Annotated in this window: 21 protein-coding genes and 1 tRNA gene; 14 read left to right on the top strand and 8 right to left on the bottom strand. The window is 52.9% G+C overall.

Annotated features, from left to right (window positions below):
* Positions 1-3 precede the first annotated feature (3 nt).
* The 3 genes from troC to troA form a co-directional block, all read right to left on the bottom strand.
* Positions 4-900 carry a transition metal ABC transporter permease subunit TroC gene (troC, locus tag TPANIC_RS00840; protein WP_010881612.1) on the bottom strand — a complete coding sequence of 299 codons (897 nt, stop codon included), beginning with the start codon at positions 898-900 and terminating at the stop codon, positions 4-6.
* Positions 872-1,672 (bottom strand): transition metal ABC transporter ATP-binding protein TroB, encoded by an 801-nt coding sequence (troB, locus tag TPANIC_RS00835; RefSeq protein ID WP_010881611.1) that lies wholly within the window; start codon positions 1,670-1,672, stop codon positions 872-874. Before troB ends, troC begins: the two co-directional genes overlap by 29 nt.
* Positions 1,673-1,819: 147 nt before the next feature.
* On the bottom strand, positions 1,820-2,746 hold the full coding sequence (gene troA, locus TPANIC_RS00830; RefSeq protein ID WP_010881610.1) for a transition metal ABC transporter substrate-binding protein TroA: 927 nt from the start codon (positions 2,744-2,746) through the stop codon (positions 1,820-1,822).
* A 175-nt stretch (positions 2,747-2,921) separates the two neighbouring features.
* On the opposite strand from troA, the gene ruvB reads away from it, so the two are divergent.
* The 6 genes from ruvB (at position 2,922) to TPANIC_RS00800 (ending at position 9,073) form a co-directional block, all read left to right on the top strand.
* A complete protein-coding gene (gene ruvB / locus TPANIC_RS00825) occupies positions 2,922-3,974 on the top strand; it encodes a Holliday junction branch migration DNA helicase RuvB (protein WP_010881609.1) in 1,053 nt (350 codons plus the stop codon).
* Positions 3,975-4,085: 111 nt separating this feature from the next.
* Positions 4,086-5,939 carry a proline--tRNA ligase gene (locus TPANIC_RS00820; RefSeq protein WP_010881607.1) on the top strand — a complete coding sequence of 618 codons (1,854 nt, stop codon included), beginning with the start codon at positions 4,086-4,088 and terminating at the stop codon, positions 5,937-5,939.
* 115 nt (positions 5,940-6,054) lie between these two features.
* Positions 6,055-7,083 carry a DUF7954 domain-containing protein gene (locus tag TPANIC_RS00815; RefSeq protein WP_010881606.1) on the top strand — a complete coding sequence of 343 codons (1,029 nt, stop codon included), beginning with the start codon at positions 6,055-6,057 and terminating at the stop codon, positions 7,081-7,083.
* 3 nt (positions 7,084-7,086) lie between these two features.
* Positions 7,087-7,773 (top strand): pyrimidine 5'-nucleotidase, encoded by a 687-nt coding sequence (locus TPANIC_RS00810; RefSeq protein WP_010881605.1) that lies wholly within the window; start codon positions 7,087-7,089, stop codon positions 7,771-7,773.
* Positions 7,770-8,672 (top strand): 1-acyl-sn-glycerol-3-phosphate acyltransferase, encoded by a 903-nt coding sequence (locus TPANIC_RS00805; protein WP_010881604.1) that lies wholly within the window; start codon positions 7,770-7,772, stop codon positions 8,670-8,672. The genes TPANIC_RS00810 and TPANIC_RS00805 overlap by 4 nt, the downstream gene beginning before the upstream one ends.
* Complete coding sequence (locus tag TPANIC_RS00800) at positions 8,669-9,073, top strand: acyl-CoA thioesterase (protein ID WP_010881603.1); 405 nt, start codon at positions 8,669-8,671, stop codon at positions 9,071-9,073. Before TPANIC_RS00805 ends, TPANIC_RS00800 begins: the two co-directional genes overlap by 4 nt.
* 40 nt (positions 9,074-9,113) lie before the next feature.
* Here TPANIC_RS00800 and TPANIC_RS00795 read toward each other — a convergent pair whose 3' ends face one another.
* Positions 9,114-10,229 carry a M23 family metallopeptidase gene (locus tag TPANIC_RS00795; RefSeq protein ID WP_010881602.1) on the bottom strand — a complete coding sequence of 372 codons (1,116 nt, stop codon included), beginning with the start codon at positions 10,227-10,229 and terminating at the stop codon, positions 9,114-9,116.
* 5 nt (positions 10,230-10,234) lie between these two features.
* Positions 10,235-11,449, bottom strand: coding sequence for an RluA family pseudouridine synthase (locus TPANIC_RS00790; RefSeq protein WP_014342305.1), 1,215 nt, complete (start codon positions 11,447-11,449; stop codon positions 10,235-10,237).
* A gap of 47 nt (positions 11,450-11,496) precedes the next feature.
* Between TPANIC_RS00790 and TPANIC_RS00785 the strand changes: the two genes are divergently transcribed.
* The 7 genes from TPANIC_RS00785 to TPANIC_RS00755 all read left to right on the top strand — a co-directional run bounded on the left by TPANIC_RS00785 (position 11,497) and on the right by TPANIC_RS00755 (position 18,079).
* Positions 11,497-11,988, top strand: a complete 492-nt coding sequence (locus TPANIC_RS00785) for a divergent PAP2 family protein (RefSeq protein WP_010881600.1) — start codon at positions 11,497-11,499, stop codon at positions 11,986-11,988.
* A 135-nt stretch (positions 11,989-12,123) separates the two neighbouring features.
* Complete coding sequence (locus tag TPANIC_RS00780; protein ID WP_014342780.1) at positions 12,124-13,608, top strand: SLBB domain-containing protein; 1,485 nt, start codon at positions 12,124-12,126, stop codon at positions 13,606-13,608.
* Positions 13,595-14,614: an RnfABCDGE type electron transport complex subunit D gene (locus TPANIC_RS00775; protein ID WP_010881598.1), complete on the top strand. Its 1,020-nt coding sequence runs from the start codon at positions 13,595-13,597 to the stop codon at positions 14,612-14,614. The genes TPANIC_RS00780 and TPANIC_RS00775 overlap by 14 nt, the downstream gene beginning before the upstream one ends.
* Positions 14,598-15,065 carry a hypothetical protein gene (locus tag TPANIC_RS00770; protein WP_010881597.1) on the top strand — a complete coding sequence of 156 codons (468 nt, stop codon included), beginning with the start codon at positions 14,598-14,600 and terminating at the stop codon, positions 15,063-15,065. Before TPANIC_RS00775 ends, TPANIC_RS00770 begins: the two co-directional genes overlap by 17 nt.
* The gene (locus tag TPANIC_RS00765) at positions 15,058-15,651 is read left to right on the top strand and encodes a hypothetical protein (RefSeq protein ID WP_010881596.1); all 594 of its coding nucleotides are present in this window, start codon (positions 15,058-15,060) and stop codon (positions 15,649-15,651) included. Before TPANIC_RS00770 ends, TPANIC_RS00765 begins: the two co-directional genes overlap by 8 nt.
* On the top strand, positions 15,645-16,223 hold the full coding sequence (locus TPANIC_RS00760; RefSeq protein WP_010881595.1) for a hypothetical protein: 579 nt from the start codon (positions 15,645-15,647) through the stop codon (positions 16,221-16,223). The genes TPANIC_RS00765 and TPANIC_RS00760 overlap by 7 nt, the downstream gene beginning before the upstream one ends.
* Entirely contained in the window at positions 16,220-18,079 is a 1,860-nt protein-coding gene (locus TPANIC_RS00755) for an alpha-amylase/4-alpha-glucanotransferase domain-containing protein (RefSeq protein ID WP_010881594.1), read from the top strand. Before TPANIC_RS00760 ends, TPANIC_RS00755 begins: the two co-directional genes overlap by 4 nt.
* Positions 18,080-18,088: 9 nt before the next feature.
* Here the strand turns inward: TPANIC_RS00755 and TPANIC_RS00750 are convergent, their stop codons facing one another.
* Positions 18,089-18,667: a chromate transporter gene (locus TPANIC_RS00750; protein WP_025267562.1), complete on the bottom strand. Its 579-nt coding sequence runs from the start codon at positions 18,665-18,667 to the stop codon at positions 18,089-18,091.
* Positions 18,664-19,353, bottom strand: coding sequence for a chromate transporter (locus TPANIC_RS05215; protein WP_025267561.1), 690 nt, complete (start codon positions 19,351-19,353; stop codon positions 18,664-18,666). Before TPANIC_RS05215 ends, TPANIC_RS00750 begins: the two co-directional genes overlap by 4 nt.
* On the opposite strand from TPANIC_RS05215, the gene TPANIC_RS00740 reads away from it, so the two are divergent.
* A tRNA-Leu gene (locus tag TPANIC_RS00740) sits at positions 19,328-19,409 on the top strand. The two genes, TPANIC_RS05215 and TPANIC_RS00740, sit on opposite strands and share 26 nt — an antisense overlap.
* Positions 19,410-19,483: 74 nt before the next feature.
* Here the strand turns inward: TPANIC_RS00740 and TPANIC_RS00735 are convergent.
* Positions 19,484-21,454 carry an AMP-dependent synthetase/ligase gene (locus TPANIC_RS00735; RefSeq protein WP_010881593.1) on the bottom strand — a complete coding sequence of 657 codons (1,971 nt, stop codon included), beginning with the start codon at positions 21,452-21,454 and terminating at the stop codon, positions 19,484-19,486.
* Positions 21,455-21,530 lie beyond the last annotated feature (76 nt).

Genomic DNA, 21,530 nt, shown 5'->3' with positions numbered 1-21,530 from the left:
ATTCTACCCCTCCTCTTGAAGAAGCGAAACCCGTCTTCTCCGCCACAGTTGATACAAAACACCCCGCTGAGGACCAAGCATAATAGAGACAAGCGCAATACCCGTCAGCACCAACACTATCACGGGGCCAGTAGAAAGCCTGGGAACCTGGGCAGAGACAACCGAACCTGAAACACCTGAGACACCCCCAAATAAAGCAGCAAGCGCGCATAAAACCCTTAAACTGTTTGTCCACTGCCGCGCTGCCACTGCAGGCGCAGTCAGCAGTGCGCTCATCAAGATAACCCCCACTGCCTGAACCCCTACGACAACTGCAACTACGATGAGTGCCGTGAGCATGAACTCCATAAGCTGTGGAGAAAAACCTTGCACCGCAGAGAAGTCTCGATCGAAGGTAGAAAGCTTCAGTTCTTTCCAAAACAGCAGTACAAGCAAACCGATCACCACCTCCATCGCAATGATGAGCAGGACATCTCGCTGCAAAATCGTGGCCGCTTGCCCTAGAATGAATTTGTTCAGACCAGCCTTTGCCGCCTGGGGCGACTTCTGCACGTGGGTGAGTAATAGAAACCCAAACCCAAGAAAAACACCCAACACAATGCCCTGCGCACCATCGGTATCAATTTTTGTAGTACGCATCACCATTAGCATCACCACAGTTCCTACTAAACCACTGAGGGCAGCACCCAGCAAAAGTATCTCAGTAGACTTCGTGCCGGTTAAAAGAAACGCGATAACAATCCCCGGAAGGGTTGCATGAGAAACTGCGTCACCGAAAAGGCTTTGTCGACGCAGCACCGCAAAACTGCCGACCAGCCCAGAACCCAAACCCAAAAAAAGCGTGCCTAACACCACATTTTGCAGCGTATAGTCAGAGAACAGACGCATGAGCGCGTGCATCGTGCACATCCTCCTTATTTCCTCTCGGAAAAAGGGTGGAACTAATCCGTCCGCCATAGGCTCTTTGAACGTATTCTTCGGTGAAGGCAGACACGACGGCCCCTTCAGCGATGACGCGAACATTTAAAAGCAGCACGCGGTCAAAATACTCTGCCACCGTCTGCAAATCATGATGCACAACAAGCAACGTTTTCCCACGCCCTTTCAGCGTTTTTAAAAGAGTAACGATTGCTTGTTCAGTAGCTGCATCCACACCTTGAAATGGCTCATCCATGAAGTAAAGATCCGCGTCCTGCACCAAGGCCCGCGCGAGAAACACGCGCTGCTGCTGACCGCCTGAAAGCTCACTGATTTGTCGGTCTAAAAAGGCGCCCATTCCTACTTCCTCGATCGCTTCCCGGGCACGCGCCTTTTCTCTTTTTCCCGGACGAAGAATCCAACCGAGCGAACCGTACGAACCCATGAGCACCACATCAAAAACGGTAGTAGGGAAATCCCAATCCACTGCACTGCGCTGCGGGACATACGCAACACGTCGCCGCTCTTTTGAAAAAGGACGCCCAAAGACACGCACCTCTCCGGAAGCGAGAGGCAGAAGACCCATGATCGCCTTCAATAGGGTCGACTTGCCCGCCCCATTAGGACCGATAATGGCCTCGATAACCCCCTCTGGAATACGCACATCCACGTCCCAAAGCACCGGCTTCTGCCGATACGCAAGCGTCAGGTCGTCAACCTGGACAGCATAAGCTGTTGCTGATATCTCTGCCATATACTGCTCCCTTCTTTTCGCTCAATCGGGTAAGAGCCGTCAGCGGTGAGCGCGCCACCTCCTTCACTAATCACCACGTCGTGAACAGGCGCTGCCGTACAGCCGACCACCAACGGCTCTTCTACCCACTCAACTCTACATTCCACGCTAGCGAGCCAACGCAGCAACGATCGTATCGATATTGTGTGTTACCATCCCTACGTAGGTACCCTCGCTCGTACCCGCATCCCCCATCGCATCAGAAAACAACTCGCCTCCAATCTGCACTACGTGCCCTCTTGCCTGCACCGCATCCCTTAACGCTTCAACGTTTTTGTGCGGAATAGAACTCTCAATAAAGATAGCAGGGAGTTTACGCTGCGCAATAAACGCTGCCAGTTCCTGCATATCATGCGCACTGGCTTCCGAAGCGGTGCTCACCCCTTGCAACCCCTTCACCTCAAAACCATACGCACGGCTAAAATAGCCGAACGCATCATGAGCGGTCACCAACACACGCCTTTCAGCAGGCAGCGACTGCGCCTTGCGCCGAACGTACGCGTCAAGCTTATCCAACTGCTGCTGGTACGCCTGATAACGTTGAGTAAATTCGCGAGTTTTTCCCGGCAACAGCTTGCACAAGCTTTCGTACACTGCCTTCACCGAATAAGACCACAGCTTTACATCAAACCACACATGCGGATCGAACTCTGCTTCCTCAAGAGAAAGACGCTGAGACACCGGAATAGTCTCAGAAACTGCAACTACCAAGCGGCTCCCGCGCAGTTTGGAAAACACCTCGCCCATCTTGGTTTCCAGGTGCAACCCGTTGTACAGGATGAGATCCGCATTCCCGAGCCATTCCACATCCCCCGCAGTAGCCGTGTACAGGTGCGGGTCAACACCAGGACCCATCAACCCCTTTAGATGCACATCACCTTGAGCGATGTTTTTGACAGCATCCGCTATCATGCCAATGGTGGTGACAACCAGGGGTTTCCCGTCCGCTGCGGCATCCTTGCTACCGAATGCGTGCGTAAAACCGGTCAGCATGCCAAGCGCGAGCACGCAGGCACATATTCTTTCACGTATCAAGTGACACTCCTTGGGTGAATTTTGATGCATCAAAGTAGCGGATCACGCAGGAAACGTCAATTTTTCAGTACCCTTTCAGGAAAAGAAAACGGCACTCTGGCGCGGAGCCTCTCGAGCTACATGATAAAGAAGCATTTGATCTTCCTCGCATAAGCAGCTACAGTTGCGCCCTCTTATGGATCACACCGCGTCACTGAGTCCTGTGCGCCCTGAAGCACAACCTACAGACGATCGCGAGCGTGCGCTCAGACCGCGCCTCCTGAAAGACTTTCTAGGTCAGGAGAAAACAAAACGCAACTTACGTCTTTTCATTCAGGCAGCGCGCGATCGCAACGAAAGCTTAGATCACCTGTTCCTCATCGGCCCCCCGGGGCTCGGCAAAACGACGCTCGCGCATATCACTGCATGCGAGCTGGGCGTTGAGTGCAAGGTTACAGGCGCACCGGCGCTTGATAAACCAAAAGATTTAGCGGGTATCCTCACTGCGCTGAGTGAGCGAAGCGTCTTCTTCGTGGATGAAATCCACCGCCTCAAACCAGCCATAGAAGAGATGCTGTACATTGCCATGGAGGACTACGAACTGGATTGGGTTATCGGTCAGGGACCGTCCGCGCGCACGGTGCGCATCCCACTCCCCCCGTTTACCCTCATTGGTGCAACCACTCGCGCGGGTATGGTTTCAAGCCCGCTGATTAGCCGCTTTGGAATCGTAGAGCGCTTCGAGTTCTATACCCCTGAGGAGCTTGCTGCCATTGTGCAACGCTCAGCGCGGCTTCTAGATATCACGCTCGACGCACGCGCAGCGTTAGCCCTTGCGCGGTGTTCGCGAGGAACACCCCGGGTGGCCAACCGGCTTTTGCGCCGTATACGCGATTTTGCCCAAGTTGCGGGGTCTGCACACATCAGCGAGACGATAGTACGCGCAGGGCTTGCCCACCTAAAGATCGACGAATTAGGGCTAGAACTGCACGACATACAGCTGCTGCGCGTCATGATTGAGCACTTCGGCGGAGGGCCAGTGGGCGCAGAAACGCTGGCGATCTCCCTCGGGGAATCACCGGAAACACTTGAGGATTACTACGAGCCCTACCTTATCCAAATTGGGCTCATGCAGCGCACCCCCCGCGGGCGCATGGCCACCGCGCGTGCCTATGCGCACCTAGGTCTCCCTGTCCCCGAGGCACGCACGCTCACCCCGCACTCCCCAGAACAAGGAACGCTTCTTTAGCAAAGATGCGGACACCTTGTCAGAGCTGTCGGCAGCTCCGCTCAGACCGGGTAAGACACAAGAGTCTGAAAAAGGCATATACTACGCGCGGGAGGGGTGCGTTTCGTGAAGATGTCTGCGTTTTTTGCACCAACCCTGCGGTCTGCACCTGCTGATGCAACCATCGCAAGCCACCAGCTGCTCATGCGCGCAGGGTACGTCAGAAAAATCGCCAACGGCCTGTTTGCGTACCTTCCCCTGGGCCTGCGCGTTCGACACAAAATTGAAGCGATTATTCGGGAAGAACTCGAGGCTATCGGGTGTTTGGAGTGCACCGCGCCTGTCGTGACTCCTGCAGAGTTGTGGAAGGAATCTGGCCGCTGGTACCGCATGGGCGCAGAGCTTTTGCGCGCCAAAAATCGGCTCGATCACGAGCTCCTTTTCAGTCCGACTGCAGAAGAATCCTTCACCGCTTTGGTGCGCGGCGACTGTACTTCCTACAAACATTTTCCCCTCAGTCTCTACCAAATCAACGCAAAATATCGCGATGAAATCCGTCCGCGTTACGGACTGATGCGCGCGCGCGAGTTCACCATGGCCGACGCCTATTCTTTCCACACAGACTGCGCATGCCTTGCGCGCACGTACGAAAAGTTTGCGCACGCGTATCGCGCCATTTTCCGTCGCATCGGCCTATCAGTCATTGCAGTACATGCACACCTCGGTGCGATGGGGGGGCAGGAATCCGAGGAATTCATGGTAGAGTCCGCGGTGGGCGACAACACGCTCCTGTTGTGTCCCCACTGCACCTACGCTGCAAATTGCGAAAAGGCCGTCGGACAGCGCCCCCTCCCAGACACGCATGACACTCATCTAAAAGACGAACACGAAGGGTCAGATCTCAAGACGCCTGCAGCAATGCGCGAGGTGCACACCCCGCACGTGAAAACTATTGAGGAACTTGAACACTTCTTGCACGTACCTGCACATCGCTGCATCAAGACGCTTATTTACCGCATTGACACGGTGCCCCAGGCGGCTGGGCATTTTGTGGCAGTGTGCATCCGCGGCGACCTAGAACTCAACGAGTCAAAGCTCGAAGCGCTCCTGCGCGTGCCATCTGTAGTACTGGCAACTGAACAAGAGGTGTATGCACTCAGCGGCACCCCCGTAGGATTCATTGGTCCGGTAGGACTTGCACAGCGTGCTGCAGCTGCGTATGCCGCTCGCACCCCTGCGTTCTTCCCCTCCGCTGCTGAGCCTGCATCCGTCACTTCTGACATTCCATTTTTTTCCCTCGTTGCAGATCAGTCCGTGATGGCTATGCACAACGCTATCACCGGTGCGTTGAAAGTTGACACGCATCTTGTGCAGGTAGAACCGGGTCGAGACTTTGTTCCTGACGCAGTTGCAGATCTCATGCTCGTGCGCGCCGGCGACCGGTGCATACACTGTGGAGCGCCCCTATACGAAAAAAAGGGTAACGAACTAGGTCACCTCTTTAAATTAGGGGACAAATACACGCGCAGCATGCACCTTACCTTTACTGATGAGCAGGGTGTACGACAGTTCCCCCTGATGGGCTGCTATGGCATTGGCCTTGATCGCACGCTTGCCTCTGTGGTGGAAAACCACCATGACACGCGGGGTATCAGCTGGCCGCTTGCGATCAGCCCCTATGCAGTTGTGCTCATACCCATCCCTCACACGCAGGCCCCCTATGCAGCAGCAGAGGCACTGTACGTGCAGCTGCGGACACGGGGAGTTGAGGTACTGTTTGATGATCGTGCAGAGCGACCCGGAGTAAAGTTCGCAGACGCTGATTTAATCGGTATTCCCCTTCGTGTGGTACTGAGTGCGAAAACGCTACCGCGCGTTGAATGCACAACACGGTGTGGTGCGCACACGTATTTTTTTACGCAAGAAGAGGCGTCCGAGCACATTGCACGCCTGCTCGAACAACTCGCTTCCCCGGAAAGTTCGTAAGAACGGGAATGCCGGAGCGGGATCCAGCGCATGCAGTGCTGAGACCTGCGCATAATAGCACAGTGTACGGCACCCGTGGTTTAGAAAAAAATGACGAAGGAGAAAAGGAAAAACGGTGTACATAAAGGTAGCGCTCGTGTGTCTTTTCAGCATGGGAGCGCGGTGTCTTTTGGCCACAGAACCGGCGCCAGTCTCTGGAGATTACGTATTGTATCGCGACTATTCGTGGAAATCGCCCACATGGGTTGGCTTTTTGTGCTACGACGCACACACGTACGGTGCGCTGCTGTGTACTCCGGCAGAAAGCCGCAGGATCACAATTCTCTTCACGGGTACTGAAAAGCACGGCCGCTTTGAGCTGACCGGACAACGCATCACCTCACCGGTGCGCACAGAGGATCTGACTGGCATAAATTATCTCATGGATCTTTTTCCTCAACTACAGCGCTGGAAGCATTTTCCCCGGGATACACACACCCTTGTTGCGCGGCATACCGATCGGAGTAAAAAGAGCACACAATTCTCAGGGGCAGTCGAACTGCAGTTCGCTTCTTTTGTCCCCCTCTTCCACCTAGAAATACTCCGTGATAAGCAGCAGCGCGTCATGCTCCAGCTAAGCGAGATAGGGAAGATCGACCACACCAGTGACGCAGCCTTCTTTCAATTCACCCCCATGCCCCCGTCCACGCCCACTGATGCACCGCCAGCAACGCTTAATCAGACCCTGACACGCACGGAGTATGTCATCGATGACGTGTGCATTGCACTTGATCCGCAGTGGAAAAGAATTGCAGAAAATTCCTTTCTTTCAGACTTTGCCTTTCTCACCGTACACCAGGTGCCTGCACCGCGCGCGCACGACTATTCTGCGCTCCGTGCATTGCTGCAACTCTTTCTGTATTCAGGCCCTCAGGGAAAAAACATTCTTGAACAACTCCATATCAATGACACTCACGCGCGTCTTACGCTTTCCTATGCAGTGTTTGACCTTCCGTCAAAAACAGTTAAAAAGACATGGAAGATATTCATCCGCCACTCTGATACGCACTACTCTATACTTAGTCTCACGGCGGACCAGCGCACAGCGCAGCGTTACGCGCGCTACTTTGACACGCTCATTGAAACTATCCGTACAAAAAACTAAAAAATGCTGAATTGGAGCATACCCGTGATTAGACACATATTATTTGACATAGACAACACGCTGTACTCCTGTACAAATCCCATTGAAATGGCTATCACGCAGCGCATACACACATTTGTTGCACATTTTCTCCACGTATCTTGTGAGGAGGCGCGCGCGTTACGCCAGCGCACAAAGCACCTCTATGCTACCACCTTTGAGTGGTTAAAGGCAGAGCACAATCTCATTCACGATGAACACTACTTTCGTGCCGTATATCCTCCCACCGAAATACAGGAGTTGCAGTACGATCCGATGCTCCGCCCTTTTTTACAGTCACTGCACATGCCACTGACGGCATTAACTAACGCACCGCGCGTGCACGCACAACGCGTATTGGATTTTTTTCATCTGTCAGACCTTTTTTTAGATGTCTTTGACATCACGTATCATGCAGGCAAGGGAAAACCACACCACAGCTGCTTTGTACGTACGCTTGAAGCGGTACACAAAACTGTGCAGGAAACGCTTTTTGTCGATGACTGTCTCATGCACGTGCGTGCCTTTATTGCGCTTGGCGGACATGCCGTGCTGGTTGACGAACGTGACTGTCATGCAGAACTGCCTCCTTCTGCACGCATGACACGCGTAAAAACAATTTATGAATTGCCCGCACACCTTGCACGCCTCGCCCAAGGAGACAATCAGTGAGTATACATTCGTTGCAGCAGACTTTTAGCGACATCGTCCCGCTCCTGGAGCAGTATACGCGCGCAGACCGCTTCATGCGGGAGGATAATTTGTTACACGAGAGAAACGAACCTATCCGGCGTATCGTTGAGTCCCTCGTCGCCCGCATATTACTCCCCGGCTCCACAATGCGCGGAAATGAGCAAATCGCATCCTTTTTACATAAAACCAATGAAGGGAAACGGGGACTCATTCTTGCGGAACACTACAGCAATTTTGACTTACCCTGTCTGCTCTACCTTATGGAACAAGGAAGTAGTGCCGGGCGCATGCTTTCAGAAAAAATCGTATCTATTGCCGGTATTAAACTTCGTGAAGAAAATCGCATCCTGGCAATGCTCACCGAAGGATATGATCACCTGGTGATATATCCCAGTAGGAGTTTGGCCACCATCACTGATGCGCACTGTCTTGCAAGAGAGACAAAGCGCAGCCGAGCACTGAATCGTGCAGCTATGAAGTATTTAGAGGAACTGCGCAACGCGGGAAAGGTGATTCTCGTGTTTCCTGCAGGGACACGCTACCGACCCGGGAGACCGGAAACAAAGCGAGGGGTGCGCGAAGTATACTCCTACATAAAACACGCCGAGGTACTGCTCCTTATTTCAATCAATGGGAATTGTTTGCGCGTTGCAGAACGTTCAACTGATATGACGGAAGACGCGGTGCATCCGGATGTCGTGCTTCTTGAAGCGCGCACTGTAGACGACTGCGCCCTTTTTCGAGAAAAAGCGCTGGACTGGCACCGCACACACAACGTGGCGGCACCGTCAGAGGATAAAAAACAAATCGTAGTCGACTATGTCATGCACCTTTTGGAAGAAATGCACGAGCACAATGAACGAGAAAGGCTATCGTGAATTTTTCGCTGGAATTCCCCGTAAGATCCTATGAGCTAGACGGATACGGACACGTGAACAATGCGGTATATCTCCAATATTTTGAATATGCGCGCGCCGCTTTTTTGCTCCACATAGGGTTCGACCTCAAACAGTTGCACGAAGCAGGTTACGCTTTCTACGTAACCCAGGCGCACATTCACTACCGCACTGCAGTGCATCTATTCGATACGTTGCGCGCCCGGGTAAAACCATTAAAGCTCGGAAAAGCTTCCGGCGTCTTTTCACAGACGCTGGAGAACCAGCATCACGTGCTATGCGCGGATGCGGAAATTACCTGGGTGTGCGTTTCGCGCACAAGCGGCAAACCAACTAAGATTCCCCCCGAGTATCTGGTACCTGCGCTGTATCCGAACTACTAGTCCTCCCTTCTTTCCCCTTTACTCTCCCAAGGACATCACACTACGGAAGGGTACGCATACGCAGTAGGGAGGTAGGGTTTATCGCGGAGCCATTCTTATAGATTGTAAAATGCAGGTGTGGTCCCGTGCTGCGTCCTGTTTTTCCCAATAATCCGATTTTTGTCGCGCTGGTGACGCGCGTACCTGCTGAAACCAACACCGTCTGCAGATGCCCATACAGGGTCTGATACCCCGCGTGGTGCCCCACAATCAGGTAATTACCATACACTGCACTGTATCCAACCGTGCGTACAATCCCTCCGAGCGCCGAATATACTGGGGTACCCCGCCGACTCACCATATCCAAACCATTGTGAAAACTTCTGGCACCGGTAAACGGATCACTACGCCATCCATACCGCGAAGAAACATAGTACCGACTGCGAAGAGGAGCACGAAACAAGTCACCATTAATTTCCTGCAACGCGCGTGCGCTTAAATGTGCACCGGGCAAAAACAGTACGCGTGCAGGCTGCAATGGCTGCACTGCGTCAAACGACGTATTTTCCCTCCACTGTTTCGCAGAAGAAAACGGAAAAGGCACGCAGGACTCCCGTGCAGCTGAATTATAGAACGGAGAAACCAGCGTACGCACTGAAGGAGGTGACTCCTTTGAAGAAGACGGCGTGTTAAGCAGCACCAATCGTTCTAAGGAGATCTGATGCGCCGCCGCTATAGACGAAAACGTATCGCCGTTTTTTACGGTATATAAAATGCCGTCCACTGAGGGGATTTTTAGTAGCTGTCCAACTTGGAGCGCCCGTGTGCTGCGCAATTTATTCAAACTAATGATTGCATCCTGACTGATGTCATAGCGCTGCGCAATCCTTCCTACCACATCACCTTCACGCACTTCGTACACTGTGTAGTACAGTGCAGGCTCCGCATCTTCCTGCACGATACGTGCACGGAGCAAGGAAGACACGTACCCCGACGCCTGACGTGGTTCCTGCTCAGTGAGCGTGAGGGCAGGTGTCAATGGTTCCACCTGAGCACCAAAGTACGCAAGGGCAAGAGCAAGGAGCAACAGTGTTACGAACAGTAACAGTGCCCCTACGGGGACAGGTCTACACGGTTCTCGCACAGTCTGTTTGGAACTTCGACAGTACACGCTCACACCGGCTATCCTTCAGGTGTACACACTGCCGTATCCTGCGGGCAGGTTGCGTCTGTACCTAACGCACCGTCTAGAGCGTCCACGCACGCACGCGCGCGCGCGAGGGAGTCCGGCGGAAAAGAAGTTAACACCCGCATGAATGCAGGGCTCGGTGTTGTCCACACCTGTGCAGGCAGCGCCTGAAGACGCGATGAAGGAAAACGCACACACCAAGCAAGCAAAAAAAAGCGCGTGTAACGCGCATTCCCGTGCTGACTCGCGCCACCGTACGTGCGATCTCCTACCAGGGGGAATCCCTGTGCAGCGCAATAACGGCGAATCTGATGCTTTTTCCCCGTAACCGGCACAATCACGCGGAGCACCAGCGCGCTATCACAGCTATGTAACACTGTTTGCACATGCGTTACCTCTCCTGGACGCACCAGCGTGCGCGCCGCAGCAGCGGTGCGCGCAGGGGCGGCGGTGATCGCAAGATAAAACTTGCGCAATGTATGCTGCTGCAACGCGGCAGAAAACCACTGGGCACCGCGTAACGAGCGCGAAAAAGCAATCAGTCCCTCTGTCCCTCGGTCCAAGCGGTGCAACGGTCCAGGGCGGAATGACAAAGCAGGGGGAACGTGCGCACGCCCTTGTCCCCTCACCCAGGCATCCAGGCTGCGCGGACCGTGCACACACAACCCTGCGGGTTTATGAAAAAAAAGCAAATCTTGTGTTTTAAATACCACCGAAGGCAACACGCGCAGCTTCGGTGTTCCAGGCATCTTCGAAAGACGACTGGATGCTGCACGCGCCCTACACAGGGATTCAGGTAAAGAAAGCACATCCCCCACCTGCACCCGCTTTGCAGGCTGCACCGGACGACCATTGAGCCGGATAGCGGTGCGGCGCAGCGCGGCATACACCCCAACACGCGGACAGGCAGGCAACAATATTCGCAAAACACGATCTACTCGTCTACCTGCATCGTTTTTGGTGCAGCGAAAACACTCAACAGCCGCTCCACCATGGGGTCTCACGGTGGAAACAGGAGGGACGACATCCATATGCACAGTGTGGGGAACGTTAGACGAGACCCACCTTTTCACGCGACGAACACCTACTTTCATACACGGTGCGTCCCCGTGCCGGATACCAGTTGCTCCTCCCAAACGTCCTCCCCGTCTTTCCCAGTACGACACCACAGCCCATGGCGGGTACAGCCGCCCCAGTATAGCGCACACAACGCTCCCTTGACAAAGGTTTAGAGAGTATAGGAGACTGCCCCGCGATGGACGGTGGCTATTTTCTTGGCCAGCTGCATGCGGTGTTCAGTGGTGAAGTCTTCCTCTCTGCCACCTGTAGTTGGCTTGCAAGTCAGGTGATTAAAGTGGCTATCGCATGCCGAAGGTCGGCTATACGGTCGGTGCACGGCTTTTTTGATTTTGCTGTTTGGCGCACCGGCGGCATGCCTTCGAGTCACTCTGCTCTTGTGTCGGCGCTCACGCTCTCTTTTGCGCTCAAGTGCGGGTTGCATTCGGATCTGTTCATCTTTTCCTTTTTCTCTGCCATCATTGTCGTGCGCGACGCGCTCGGTGTGCGCCGTTCAAGCGGCCTGCAGGCCGAGGCGCTCAATAGCCTCGGTGCGCGTGTTTCGGAGAAACTTGATTTTTCTTTCAGACCAGTGCGAGAGATTCATGGACATAAACCGCTGGAAGTTGTCGTTGGCGTGGCAGTGGGCATCGTCACGAGCGCTTTGTTCTACAGCTCCATGAGCCCTTGAGTCTCCGGTGGACGTGCATGCAATGCGGCGGACCCCTCCACACAGAGGAAGAGGCGGTGCTGTGCGCGTTCTCTCGTGTGTCCCTGCCGCGTCGGGAGGCGCAGACCTTTTCTGTACCGTACAGAGGGCACACCAATGATAGAGCGCCTACGGAGCAGTCGCGGGAAACTCACCCTCACCCACCAGATTTTCCCCCTCAGCTTTGGGGGGAATGCTTTTTTGCCTGCGCGCGCGCTCGTTCCGTTCTCCGTTGATGCTGGAGAGCCAGCCGCCGTCGCTGTGGTAAAGGTTGGGGATACGGTCCGAGAAGGTCAGCTGATCGCACGCGCCGCGCACGCCGGTGCTGCTCACGCACATGCCTCCGTCCCCGGTGTCGTCACCCGCTTGGTAAGTGCTAATTTTCTCGCCGGTAGTGCCCTGCGCGCTGTCGAGATTCGTACACGCGGTTCCTTCGAACATCTTGGCAAGGTCCAACCAAATCGCCCGTGGCAGCACAGCACCGCTTCAGAATTGCTGCGCCTAGTTACAGATGCAGGAGTAGTGGCCACACGCCTACATCCGCACGCCCAGATCACGAGCACCGCAACGGGCACGCACGCGGGTGCACAGCACACGTACGCGAAAGACTACGGACAGAAGAGAAGGGCTGAAGCGCACACGCTGCGTCTCATGCGCGCGGCGTGGGAAAGCGGCAATGCGCTCGCCACGCACCTCCACCTGCACGTGCGTAAGGGTGTACGGAAACTTACGCTCTACCTTTGTGACGACGACGCTACCTGCCCTTTGAGTTCGTTCCTTGCGCAGGAGTTTCCAGAACCTGTTGCTACCGGTACCGCCATTATTGCACGGATACTGGACGCTACGTATACCGCGTGTCTCCACACGCTGCCAAAACGCTCCCCCGGTCTTGCAAGGATGCGCGCTGTCTTTCCATTCAACGAGATGCACGACGCGTATAGACGACATTATCCTTTTAGCAATCTATGTGCCCCACGCTATCGTGCAGGTTGCACAATCGATGCACTCACTGCAGTGCACGTGTATGAGGCAGTGGTACTCAGTCAGCCGCAAATCAGTTCCTACATTGCTCTGACAGGCGCTGGATTAAAATCACCGCAGGTACTCCGCGCGCGTATCGGCACCCCCCTTGGCGCGCTCATCGAGGAGTGTGGAGGGTTTCGCACACGCCCCGGGCATCTCATCATCAATGGACTGCTCAAGGGTAGTGTTTTAGAGTCGTTGGACCTGCCTTTCTCAAAGGGGATCAAATCGCTCCACGTCACCGGTAAAGCGCTTTCAAGCTCTGCGTCCTGTACCTCCTGTCAAAACTGTGGTGATTGCGCGCGCATTTGCCCAGTATATCTTGACCCAATAAAAATTGCGCGTGCCGCACACCGTAATCAGTTTACTGAAGAAGTGCTCCAATCCCTGCGGATTTGCCACCAATGCGGTCTGTGTTCTGCCGCCTGTACTGCGCGTATTCCTCTTGCAAAACTTTTGCACGATGCACAAGAACGCGCACTGCATCTTTCCCGTGCTCCAGTCACCAAAATAGAACCCCACTCCACACAAAGCGTCGGGAAAACTATCCGCGAGGCACCTGCCAATGCGCACCGCTGAGTACAAACACGCACCCTTCCTTTACACCGGCTTAAGTGCTGGACAGAACAACAGTGTACTGTTGGCGCTGCTTGTTGCGCACGTGTTCGTCGTTGCAGCCATGCGCGACACGGTCGCGCTTTTTTCCATCGTCAGTACCGAACTCGGCGCACTGAGCGCCGCGCTCGTTCAAACACTACGCACACCACATGTGCCCCTGAGCGACTCTCTCGTACTGGGCCTGCTCATCGGTGCAGTACTCCCCGCACACAACTCTTTTTTGAACACATTTTGTGTCGCGTTCTGTGCCGTATTTTTTACGCGCGTTTTGTTCGGTGGCAAAATCGGGAATTGGCTCAACCCCATAGCGCTTGCCCCTGTCCTCCTCCGTCTGTGCACGGAGGGAACTTCCCTCCCAACGTCTGGGCGTGTCTCTGTTGTACAGGGAGCGATGTCTTATCCTCTTTTCTATTCTGCGCTTGTCGAGTGGGACGCCGCCGTGCGTACGTGGTGCAATACGCAGGTGTTCCAACCACTTGGTCTTACCCTCCCTGAGGGAGCGTTGAGCGCCTGTGTGTTCACTCAGGCTGCAGCGCCTGGGTTTCGCTATCCAGTACTTACCCTTCTTGCTGCACTGTGTGTATACGCAGTGCGGGCGCGACGCTACATCTGTTCGTGCGCGTTCCTTGTGGTGTACAGCACACTGTTTTTTTTACCCGCACACGCACACCCTGCAACCCTTGTTTCCCTCATAAAAAGCGGCGCGCTGTTTACTGCATTCTTTGTACTCCCTGAGCCAGATACGTCAATGCGCACAAATGGCGGGGCTTGGATCTCAGGGGGACTCTGTGCTATGTGCGCGTTTTTTCTTGCAAAAAAGAATAGTTCTGCCCCAGATATGTGGGGTGCACACGACATGCACTTGTGGAGTGCGATACTACTCACCAACATCGTACAGCCACTCATTCTACGCGCAGAATCCTGGTACTACTATGTGCGGAGGCGTCGCTATGACGTACAACACTAACACGAGTCTTTCATCCTACGCAGGATTGAGCGCATTTGCGTTGTCAGTCTTTTGCATTCTATGGGGCACCGCGCGCACTGGTTCTTTTTTAAAAGAAAAGGCGCTCATCACCTGCGCCGCAGATATCCTTGCAAGGCAAGCCCCAGAACTTGGGGTCACGTCACGCACCCTGCGCATGGTACCGAGCTCCCCCATACCGCAGGCTGAGGTGCTTCGGGGAAAAAAGAATACGGGAGAGGAAATATTCCTATACTTTTTCCCACTCAGGGGAATGTACGGTTCGTTTCCTACCCTTTTTTTGTACGATAAAAAAGATGGTGCACGCTTTTGCCATCTCATAGGTAATCACCCTACACCGCGTGATGCACGCTTTTATGGCATATCGAGTGCGCGCATCGCGCTTCAGTGTAGAAAAATAGAACACCTCCATCAAACAGTCGCATATGAGTAAGTACACGGTTAAGCGCGCGAGTGTATTGTGCATTTTTGGCATAGGACTATTTGTTCCTGCAACCGGAACCTTTGCCTGCGGTCTACTACTCGTACTTGGCTTTTGGGTTCTATTTTTTTCCTCGCTGCTGGCGAGATTTCTCTCACAGTTTTTTATGCGCACGCGCAGCGCTCCTTTGTTCGAGGTCTGTCTTACCCTCTCAGCCACCATTATGTATGACAACTTGATCCAAGGCTTTTTCCCGCTTGTGCGTATGATGCTGTGTCCTTACCTTTTCATTACCGCGCTTTCGCGCACACTCGATCTCTGTCTTACCGCATACGATGCAGATGCCGAATCGCTCGAATGCGTAGGTGTCTTCGGCATCATGATTGCGGGAATTTCTCTTGTACGTGAATTAGTTGCCTTCGGGTGCGTTTCGCTACCGGCCCCGTCGGGGTTCTTGCGCATCATCTCTTTTCCACCCAGCAATGTAATACGCTTTGCAGCCACCGGCGCAGGGACCCTCATAAGCTGTGGTATTGTTCTTTGGATATTCCGCAGTGCAGGTAACGACCACACGCCCTCTTTAAGGAGTGAATGGTGACAATGGTGCCACCCCTGTTTTTCGTATGCGCCCTTTTCTTTGCCGAGGGCATCGGATTAGATCGCCTGTGCATCGCTGCGCTCTCTCCACGTTGCACGCTCTTCCATACATGTCGCTTCCTTTTCCTAGGCGGAATATTGATAACCGGTAACTGGGTCTGTATACATTACGTATATGACCCGCTTGCGTTGCGTTTTCTTACACCGTTGGGCGTGGGCGCAAGTGCCTTTTGTCTGAGTACATGCAGCGGAAAACTGTCGCGCACGTGTACATCACACCGTGCTCAGAGCGAGTGGGGTCTTTTATACGCACTCGTATTTTACATTACGTACACTGCCCTTAACCTTTTTGAGGCGCTCGTTATGTGGGGAGTGAGCTGTGTCGGCTTTTTATGTTTCTCCACCATCTTACGCGCGATACATCAGCGCATCACGCAGGGAAACGGCACTGCAGTGGAGAAAACAGCTGCACTTCTCTTAGCAAGTATGGGTTTTATTGCACTGAGCCTGTACGGTACTGACGAGCTGTGGCTTTTTCCGATACCCGCGGCGGGGATGAGAACCCGATTATGAAAAAAGGAGACAATACCAAAATACGTATCGCATTTGCTGCGAAGTTAACGGAAGCATGTGTTCAGTCCCTGCACGCAGAGCACGATCCTTCTCAGTACCAGGCATTTTTTTCAGGTCTGTGCAGGCACGAACAACTCCCACTGACGGTGCACATGACCGGTTCTTTTTTTCAATTTATACAAAAAAAGAATTCTCCCTATCCTTATCTTATCAACAATCTGCTTGGTTCCAAACGGCTTGAATTACTCAGCGGCGGTTTTTACCAGCCGTATCTTCCCCTCCTCCCTCAGGCGGATGTAATTAGTCAAATTGAGCTACTCACTTCTACCTTGCGAGAACACGTTATAAAACGCCCACGGGGCTGCTTTCTGGAAGCATCTGCATGGAGCGCCGCGCTCATTCCCTCACTCGTAAAGGCCGGAATGGAATACTGTCTCCTAGATTACCGTCTCTTCGAAGCCTCTGATATGCCCGCTACTAAACCTGCAGTACTTGAGGACAGCAGCAAATGCCTTGTTGCATTACCGTACCGCGAACTGACGATTGACACCCCCGCTGAAACATTCTATGCGCAACTTGTCGCACGGTACGGCGACACCCCCGGTACTGTGCTCATTTTCATGCTTCCGCTCGACTGCTACCAAAAATTATTTTTTACACACGACAATGCATCCACTTGGTTTAAAACATTTATTCAATACGTGCAAAAACCGAACTCTCCCTTTCGTTTAACGCATACTGGAGAAATATACAAAGAGCCTCCTGTTTGTTTCGGATACATCGCTTCGAATATGGTGCGAAACGATGTCCTTTTGCACAAAACGGCCAAGCAATTAATAATATGCAGCACACACGCGCGGTTGTTGTACGCAAAGATGATGTACGTACACAATATTGCTATGCAAATTAAAGGAGATAAACAACGCAAGCATCATGCACTGTCCGAATTATGGAAAGCAGAACAGGGAGTTTTTTTTATTTCTTCTGATCGGGGGTACGCATCCGCAGGAAGCGCGCAACGTACTGCATATAAATACCTCCTGACTGCAGAAAAAGTGGCACGCACTCCTGGTGTGTTTAATAATTCTCTCATTACGTTCGACTTTAACTTCGATGGTGTACGGGAGTTTCTCTCTCAAAGGGAGCTGATGAATATGTACGTCCAATTACCAGGTGGACTGATTTTTGAATTTGACATTTTTTCATCGTATAAAAACTATGCAGCAGTCCCTCGACAACCGGGAGGCATTTTTATTGACTATGTGCTCTCTGAGCAAGATGTTGTGCACCTGCGAGAAAACCCCGGCCATGCCGTGCCCACGGTGTTCTCGCATACCCCTTATCAGGAAATAGGATTCGATCCTATAAAGCACGAGCTTACACTTAGGGCGGAAGGTATCTTTGAAGAATTCAATCAGCCTGTTTCATTAAAAAAACAGTACTTTTTTAAGTCTGAAGGCGTACAAGTTCAGTACATCTTAAAAAACGAAAGTCCCCTCAATCTTTCCGCATTTTTTGCAGTGGAAATGAATCTTGCCGTACACGGTACTGATGACGCTGCACCCGAGCTTGTGGTTTTTTCGGAAAATGAAAAGTACACTGCAGCAATTACCCGTGATCATTTTCCCTGCATTTCATGGATGCGTCTTACCGATCCTGAGGGGAAGACTGTCTTTACGATCGAAGGAAACGAGAACCCTGACGTGGCTATCACGCCTCTGTGCGAAAGTACATCGAACCAGTATGCAAACACCGAAGGCATCAAGTGTCTTTTCTACTGGAAAGTCGACTTGAACGCTGGATACGAAACAGAAAAGATGCTCTTTCTCAAAGCCTTTTCTACAAAGAAAAGGTAACGTACTGATTCAATTACCAAAGCATAACGCACCCAGCGCGCCCAGGAATATCAAGAAAACTGGGTGTATCCTTTTGAAGAAAAAGCTCAGTGCGCATAACACCAAAAACAGCGTGAGTGTATGCACATCGAGCGATGGTGGTGTATTTCTTTTTCCAATTACAAACTGAAAAAACTGTGCATAGGGAAATACTGCTATAGAAAACACAGTTCCCACAGCGCCTGCGATCATACCCAAGGCACCGGCACGCAGACCATACAGCATGCGCGTAAGTATCACGCTGTGTTGAAAGGCGCGCAAAACACGCTCCATAAAAAAAATAATGATAAACGAAGGAAACACCAATGCGCTCGTGCACACAAGCGCACCTGCTATACCTGCATACTCGTAGCCCACGTAGGTTGCCAAGTTAATTCCAATTGGTCCAGGTGTAGACTCTGAAATAGCAACCATTGAATAAAAATGCTCGGCACTCACCATACCCCGGATTAAAAGCTCACGCTGCATGACGCTGAGGGATACCAAGCCACCTCCAATAGAACAGAGACCGACATACATGAATAAAAAGCACAAAGACCACAAGTTCATACGCGTGACGCACACCACATACGTACGGTTTTTATTGCCAATCCTGCAAGCGCTGCACTTAACATGGCAAGGAGGGAGGGAAAATGAAATACATGCATCATCCCATACGTACCCATGGCAGTAACCCAGGCACCTGCATCGGGTAACGATTTTTTCCTAAGCGCGAAAAGCGTCCGCATCAGTAGCACTGATACCGCGACGTTCATGCCTTTGAGCACACGCGTGGTCCATGCATAGGTGTGGAGACTACGAATCCCAACTGCAAGGAAAACGATGATAAGAAATGAGGGTGTCACTACCCCCAGCGTGGTGCAAAGCGCGCCCCAAAAGCGTGCACGCTTTGCACCGCAAAAGGTAGCGACGTTTACCGCAATAATGCCAGGTGTACACTGACCGATGGCAAAACAATTCACCAACTCTTCCTCATCCACCCACTTTTTGTGTTCGCAGAGCAAACGCTTCAAAAGCGGAAGCATCGCAACTCCACCACCAAAAGTACTCAAACCTATCTTGAAAAAGACCCAGAACAACTGAGCAAGCTCGCTACACGAAGGTCGGCGTGAACTCAGAGCATGCCTCCTTTTTGAAAGGAAAAACGAGAGAATACACAAAAAGCCATTGATCTCCTGAAGCCAAATATGACAGGCTTGCGCCCGCTGTGCGGCGGTGGTGGAAGTGGTATACACGCTAGCTCGAGGTGCTAGTGCCGTAAGGCTTGCTGGTTCAAGTCCAGTCCGCCGCAAAGGCCCCGCGGGCCAGGGTTTGCGGAGCAGAGGAGCGGCGTACACGCCCGTTCCCCTGCCACCAGGGACCCTGCTAGGAAAAGAGCTGCGCGATCTCCTTTGCGTACAGGTCGGCGACCCGGTGGCGCATTACCTCCTGCTTTGCGGAAAGCTCCACTCCCACTTCAAAGACCTTCGGCAGAAGCACAAAACGGTTAATCCGCTCGAATATCTTAAACCCGTTCTCGAGTGATATCCGCTTTGCTATTTCCTGCTCGAAAAACTTCACCACTGCAGGATTTACTAGCAATTCTTCCATGCACTCTGTGCGGAGTTCCTGCGCCTCTGCCCACAGCCGCAGCTCTGCCTCGTCCGGAACTATCAACGCCGCCAAATACCGCTCATCTTGCCCGACTACCACTGCACGCGCAATAAAACGGGACTCCTGCATACTCATTTCGAGGGGAACTGGCTCCACGTTCTCTCCACCACGCAGCACAACCGTATCCTTCTTACGTCCCCGTAACACAATCTGTCCACCCACGCAGCGGTAGCCAATATCCCCCGTATTAAACCAACCGTCTGCATCTAACACCTGCGCGGTAAGCTCAGGATTTTTATAGTACCCCTGCATTATATTTTTGCCGCGTACAAGCACTATCCCCTTATACCCCACCGGAAGCTGGGCGCCAGTGTCATCCACAATCTTCACTTCATTGTACGCGCAGGGTGTACCCACGGAACCGAACACTGGCCTGCGCTCACTGCGCATGGCAATTACCGGCGCCGTTTCCGTCAGACCGTACCCCTCAAGCACTCTCACGCCAATAGCGTACAAAAACTCATCCACATTTGGAGGAAGCGCGCCCCCCCCTGAGATAGCAGTCTTAAAGGAGGTACCAAACTTCTTCCGTACCTTGCGGAACACCAAGACATTTCCAAGAAAGTGCAGAGGAACTAAAAGGAGCCACGGCACACAGGCAAACAGCGGCGCACAAAACTGCGCACGACGCGTGGTATGCGTACGCAGCCCAAACACGCTGCGGTAAAAGTAAGCGTACGCTTTGCCTGCTGCCAAAAAGAAATGGAAAAGTGCTGCAGCAACACCCCCTTTCTTACGCACATTCTTGAAAATGCCATCGTGAATGGCCTCCCAGATGCGAGGCACAGAAGGCAAAAAGTGAGGATTAAGCTTTGCCAAATCCGCAAGCATCACCGACCCTACCGGCTTGGAGTAAGCAACGCCCCCTGCGTGGGACAGTACCACATACTCGCTAATTCGCTCAAAAACGTGCCACACAGGCAACACTGACAACGCGATATCCCCCGGACACACGGTCAGCCTGCGGGAGATATCGATTAACTGACAAAGAAAATTCTCGTGCGAAAGCACCACTCCCTTCGGGGTGCCCGTGGTACCGGATGTGAAAATAATAGTAGCAACGTCCGCGCGCGTGGTACGCCCAATCTCATCCTCTATCCTGCCTGGATGGTGCACCCGAAACTGTGTCCCATGCGCGAGTATGTCCTGGTAGGTGAAAAAAGAGCACTTCCGCGCAGAACCGTCCTCATTCTGGACAAACTCATCCTTCATCGCCTGGTACGCACCGCCCGCATCCAACAACACGATCTGCGACACGCTCGGCAACGCATCAAAACACCGCGCGAGTTTTTTCAACTGCGCGTCATTCTCCACAATTACGGTGCGTGCCTCTACCGCACCGAGAATCTGCACAAGATCACGCTCGGTAGCGTCAGAGCCACGCGGGACGTCTGCTGCACCAAGCGCCTGAATACCAAAGCTCGCGTGGAGCCACTCAACCCGATTGTCGGAAATCAAACCAATGCAATCACCACGACCACACCCAATGCTGGCCAGACCCGCGGCAAACAGGCAAACATGCTCGTAAAACGAGGAAAAAGAAGTAATTTCAAAGACTCCTGAGCTACTTTTAGCATACTGAGCAGGCAGCTGCGCGTACGCACCAGCAACCTGCGCGACAAGGTGAACGAGATTCTTGCTCCGTTCAATCCGCTCTTCGGAGGACGTACAACACACACTCATGCGGGCGAGTGTACCGAATGCACTCCCTTTGAGCAAGACAGCAGCACTGTACCCCTCACCCTGGATAGGAGCTCTA

Source organism: Treponema pallidum subsp. pallidum str. Nichols, from assembly GCF_000410535.2.
Lineage (GTDB): Bacteria > Spirochaetota > Spirochaetia > Treponematales > Treponemataceae > Treponema > Treponema pallidum.
Note: the sequence above shows the minus strand (reverse complement) of the source record. Positions and strands in the feature narration are given on the sequence as shown.

Coding starts and splice junctions, on each gene's coding strand:
- troC (WP_010881612.1), bottom strand. CDS start 900: ATGCACGCGCTCATGCGTCTGTTCTCTGACTATACGCTGCAAAATGTG.
- troB (WP_010881611.1), bottom strand. CDS start 1,672: ATGGCAGAGATATCAGCAACAGCTTATGCTGTCCAGGTTGACGACCTG.
- ruvB (WP_010881609.1), top strand. CDS start 2,922: ATGGATCACACCGCGTCACTGAGTCCTGTGCGCCCTGAAGCACAACCT.
- TPANIC_RS00820 (WP_010881607.1), top strand. CDS start 4,086: ATGTCTGCGTTTTTTGCACCAACCCTGCGGTCTGCACCTGCTGATGCA.
- TPANIC_RS00810 (WP_010881605.1), top strand. CDS start 7,087: ATGCTGAATTGGAGCATACCCGTGATTAGACACATATTATTTGACATA.
- TPANIC_RS00785 (WP_010881600.1), top strand. CDS start 11,497: ATGGACGGTGGCTATTTTCTTGGCCAGCTGCATGCGGTGTTCAGTGGT.
- TPANIC_RS00780 (WP_014342780.1), top strand. CDS start 12,124: ATGATAGAGCGCCTACGGAGCAGTCGCGGGAAACTCACCCTCACCCAC.
- TPANIC_RS00775 (WP_010881598.1), top strand. CDS start 13,595: ATGCGCACCGCTGAGTACAAACACGCACCCTTCCTTTACACCGGCTTA.
- TPANIC_RS00770 (WP_010881597.1), top strand. CDS start 14,598: ATGACGTACAACACTAACACGAGTCTTTCATCCTACGCAGGATTGAGC.
- TPANIC_RS00765 (WP_010881596.1), top strand. CDS start 15,058: ATGAGTAAGTACACGGTTAAGCGCGCGAGTGTATTGTGCATTTTTGGC.
- TPANIC_RS00760 (WP_010881595.1), top strand. CDS start 15,645: ATGGTGACAATGGTGCCACCCCTGTTTTTCGTATGCGCCCTTTTCTTT.
- TPANIC_RS00755 (WP_010881594.1), top strand. CDS start 16,220: ATGAAAAAAGGAGACAATACCAAAATACGTATCGCATTTGCTGCGAAG.
- TPANIC_RS00750 (WP_025267562.1), bottom strand. CDS start 18,667: ATGAACTTGTGGTCTTTGTGCTTTTTATTCATGTATGTCGGTCTCTGT.
- TPANIC_RS00735 (WP_010881593.1), bottom strand. CDS start 21,454: ATGAGTGTGTGTTGTACGTCCTCCGAAGAGCGGATTGAACGGAGCAAG.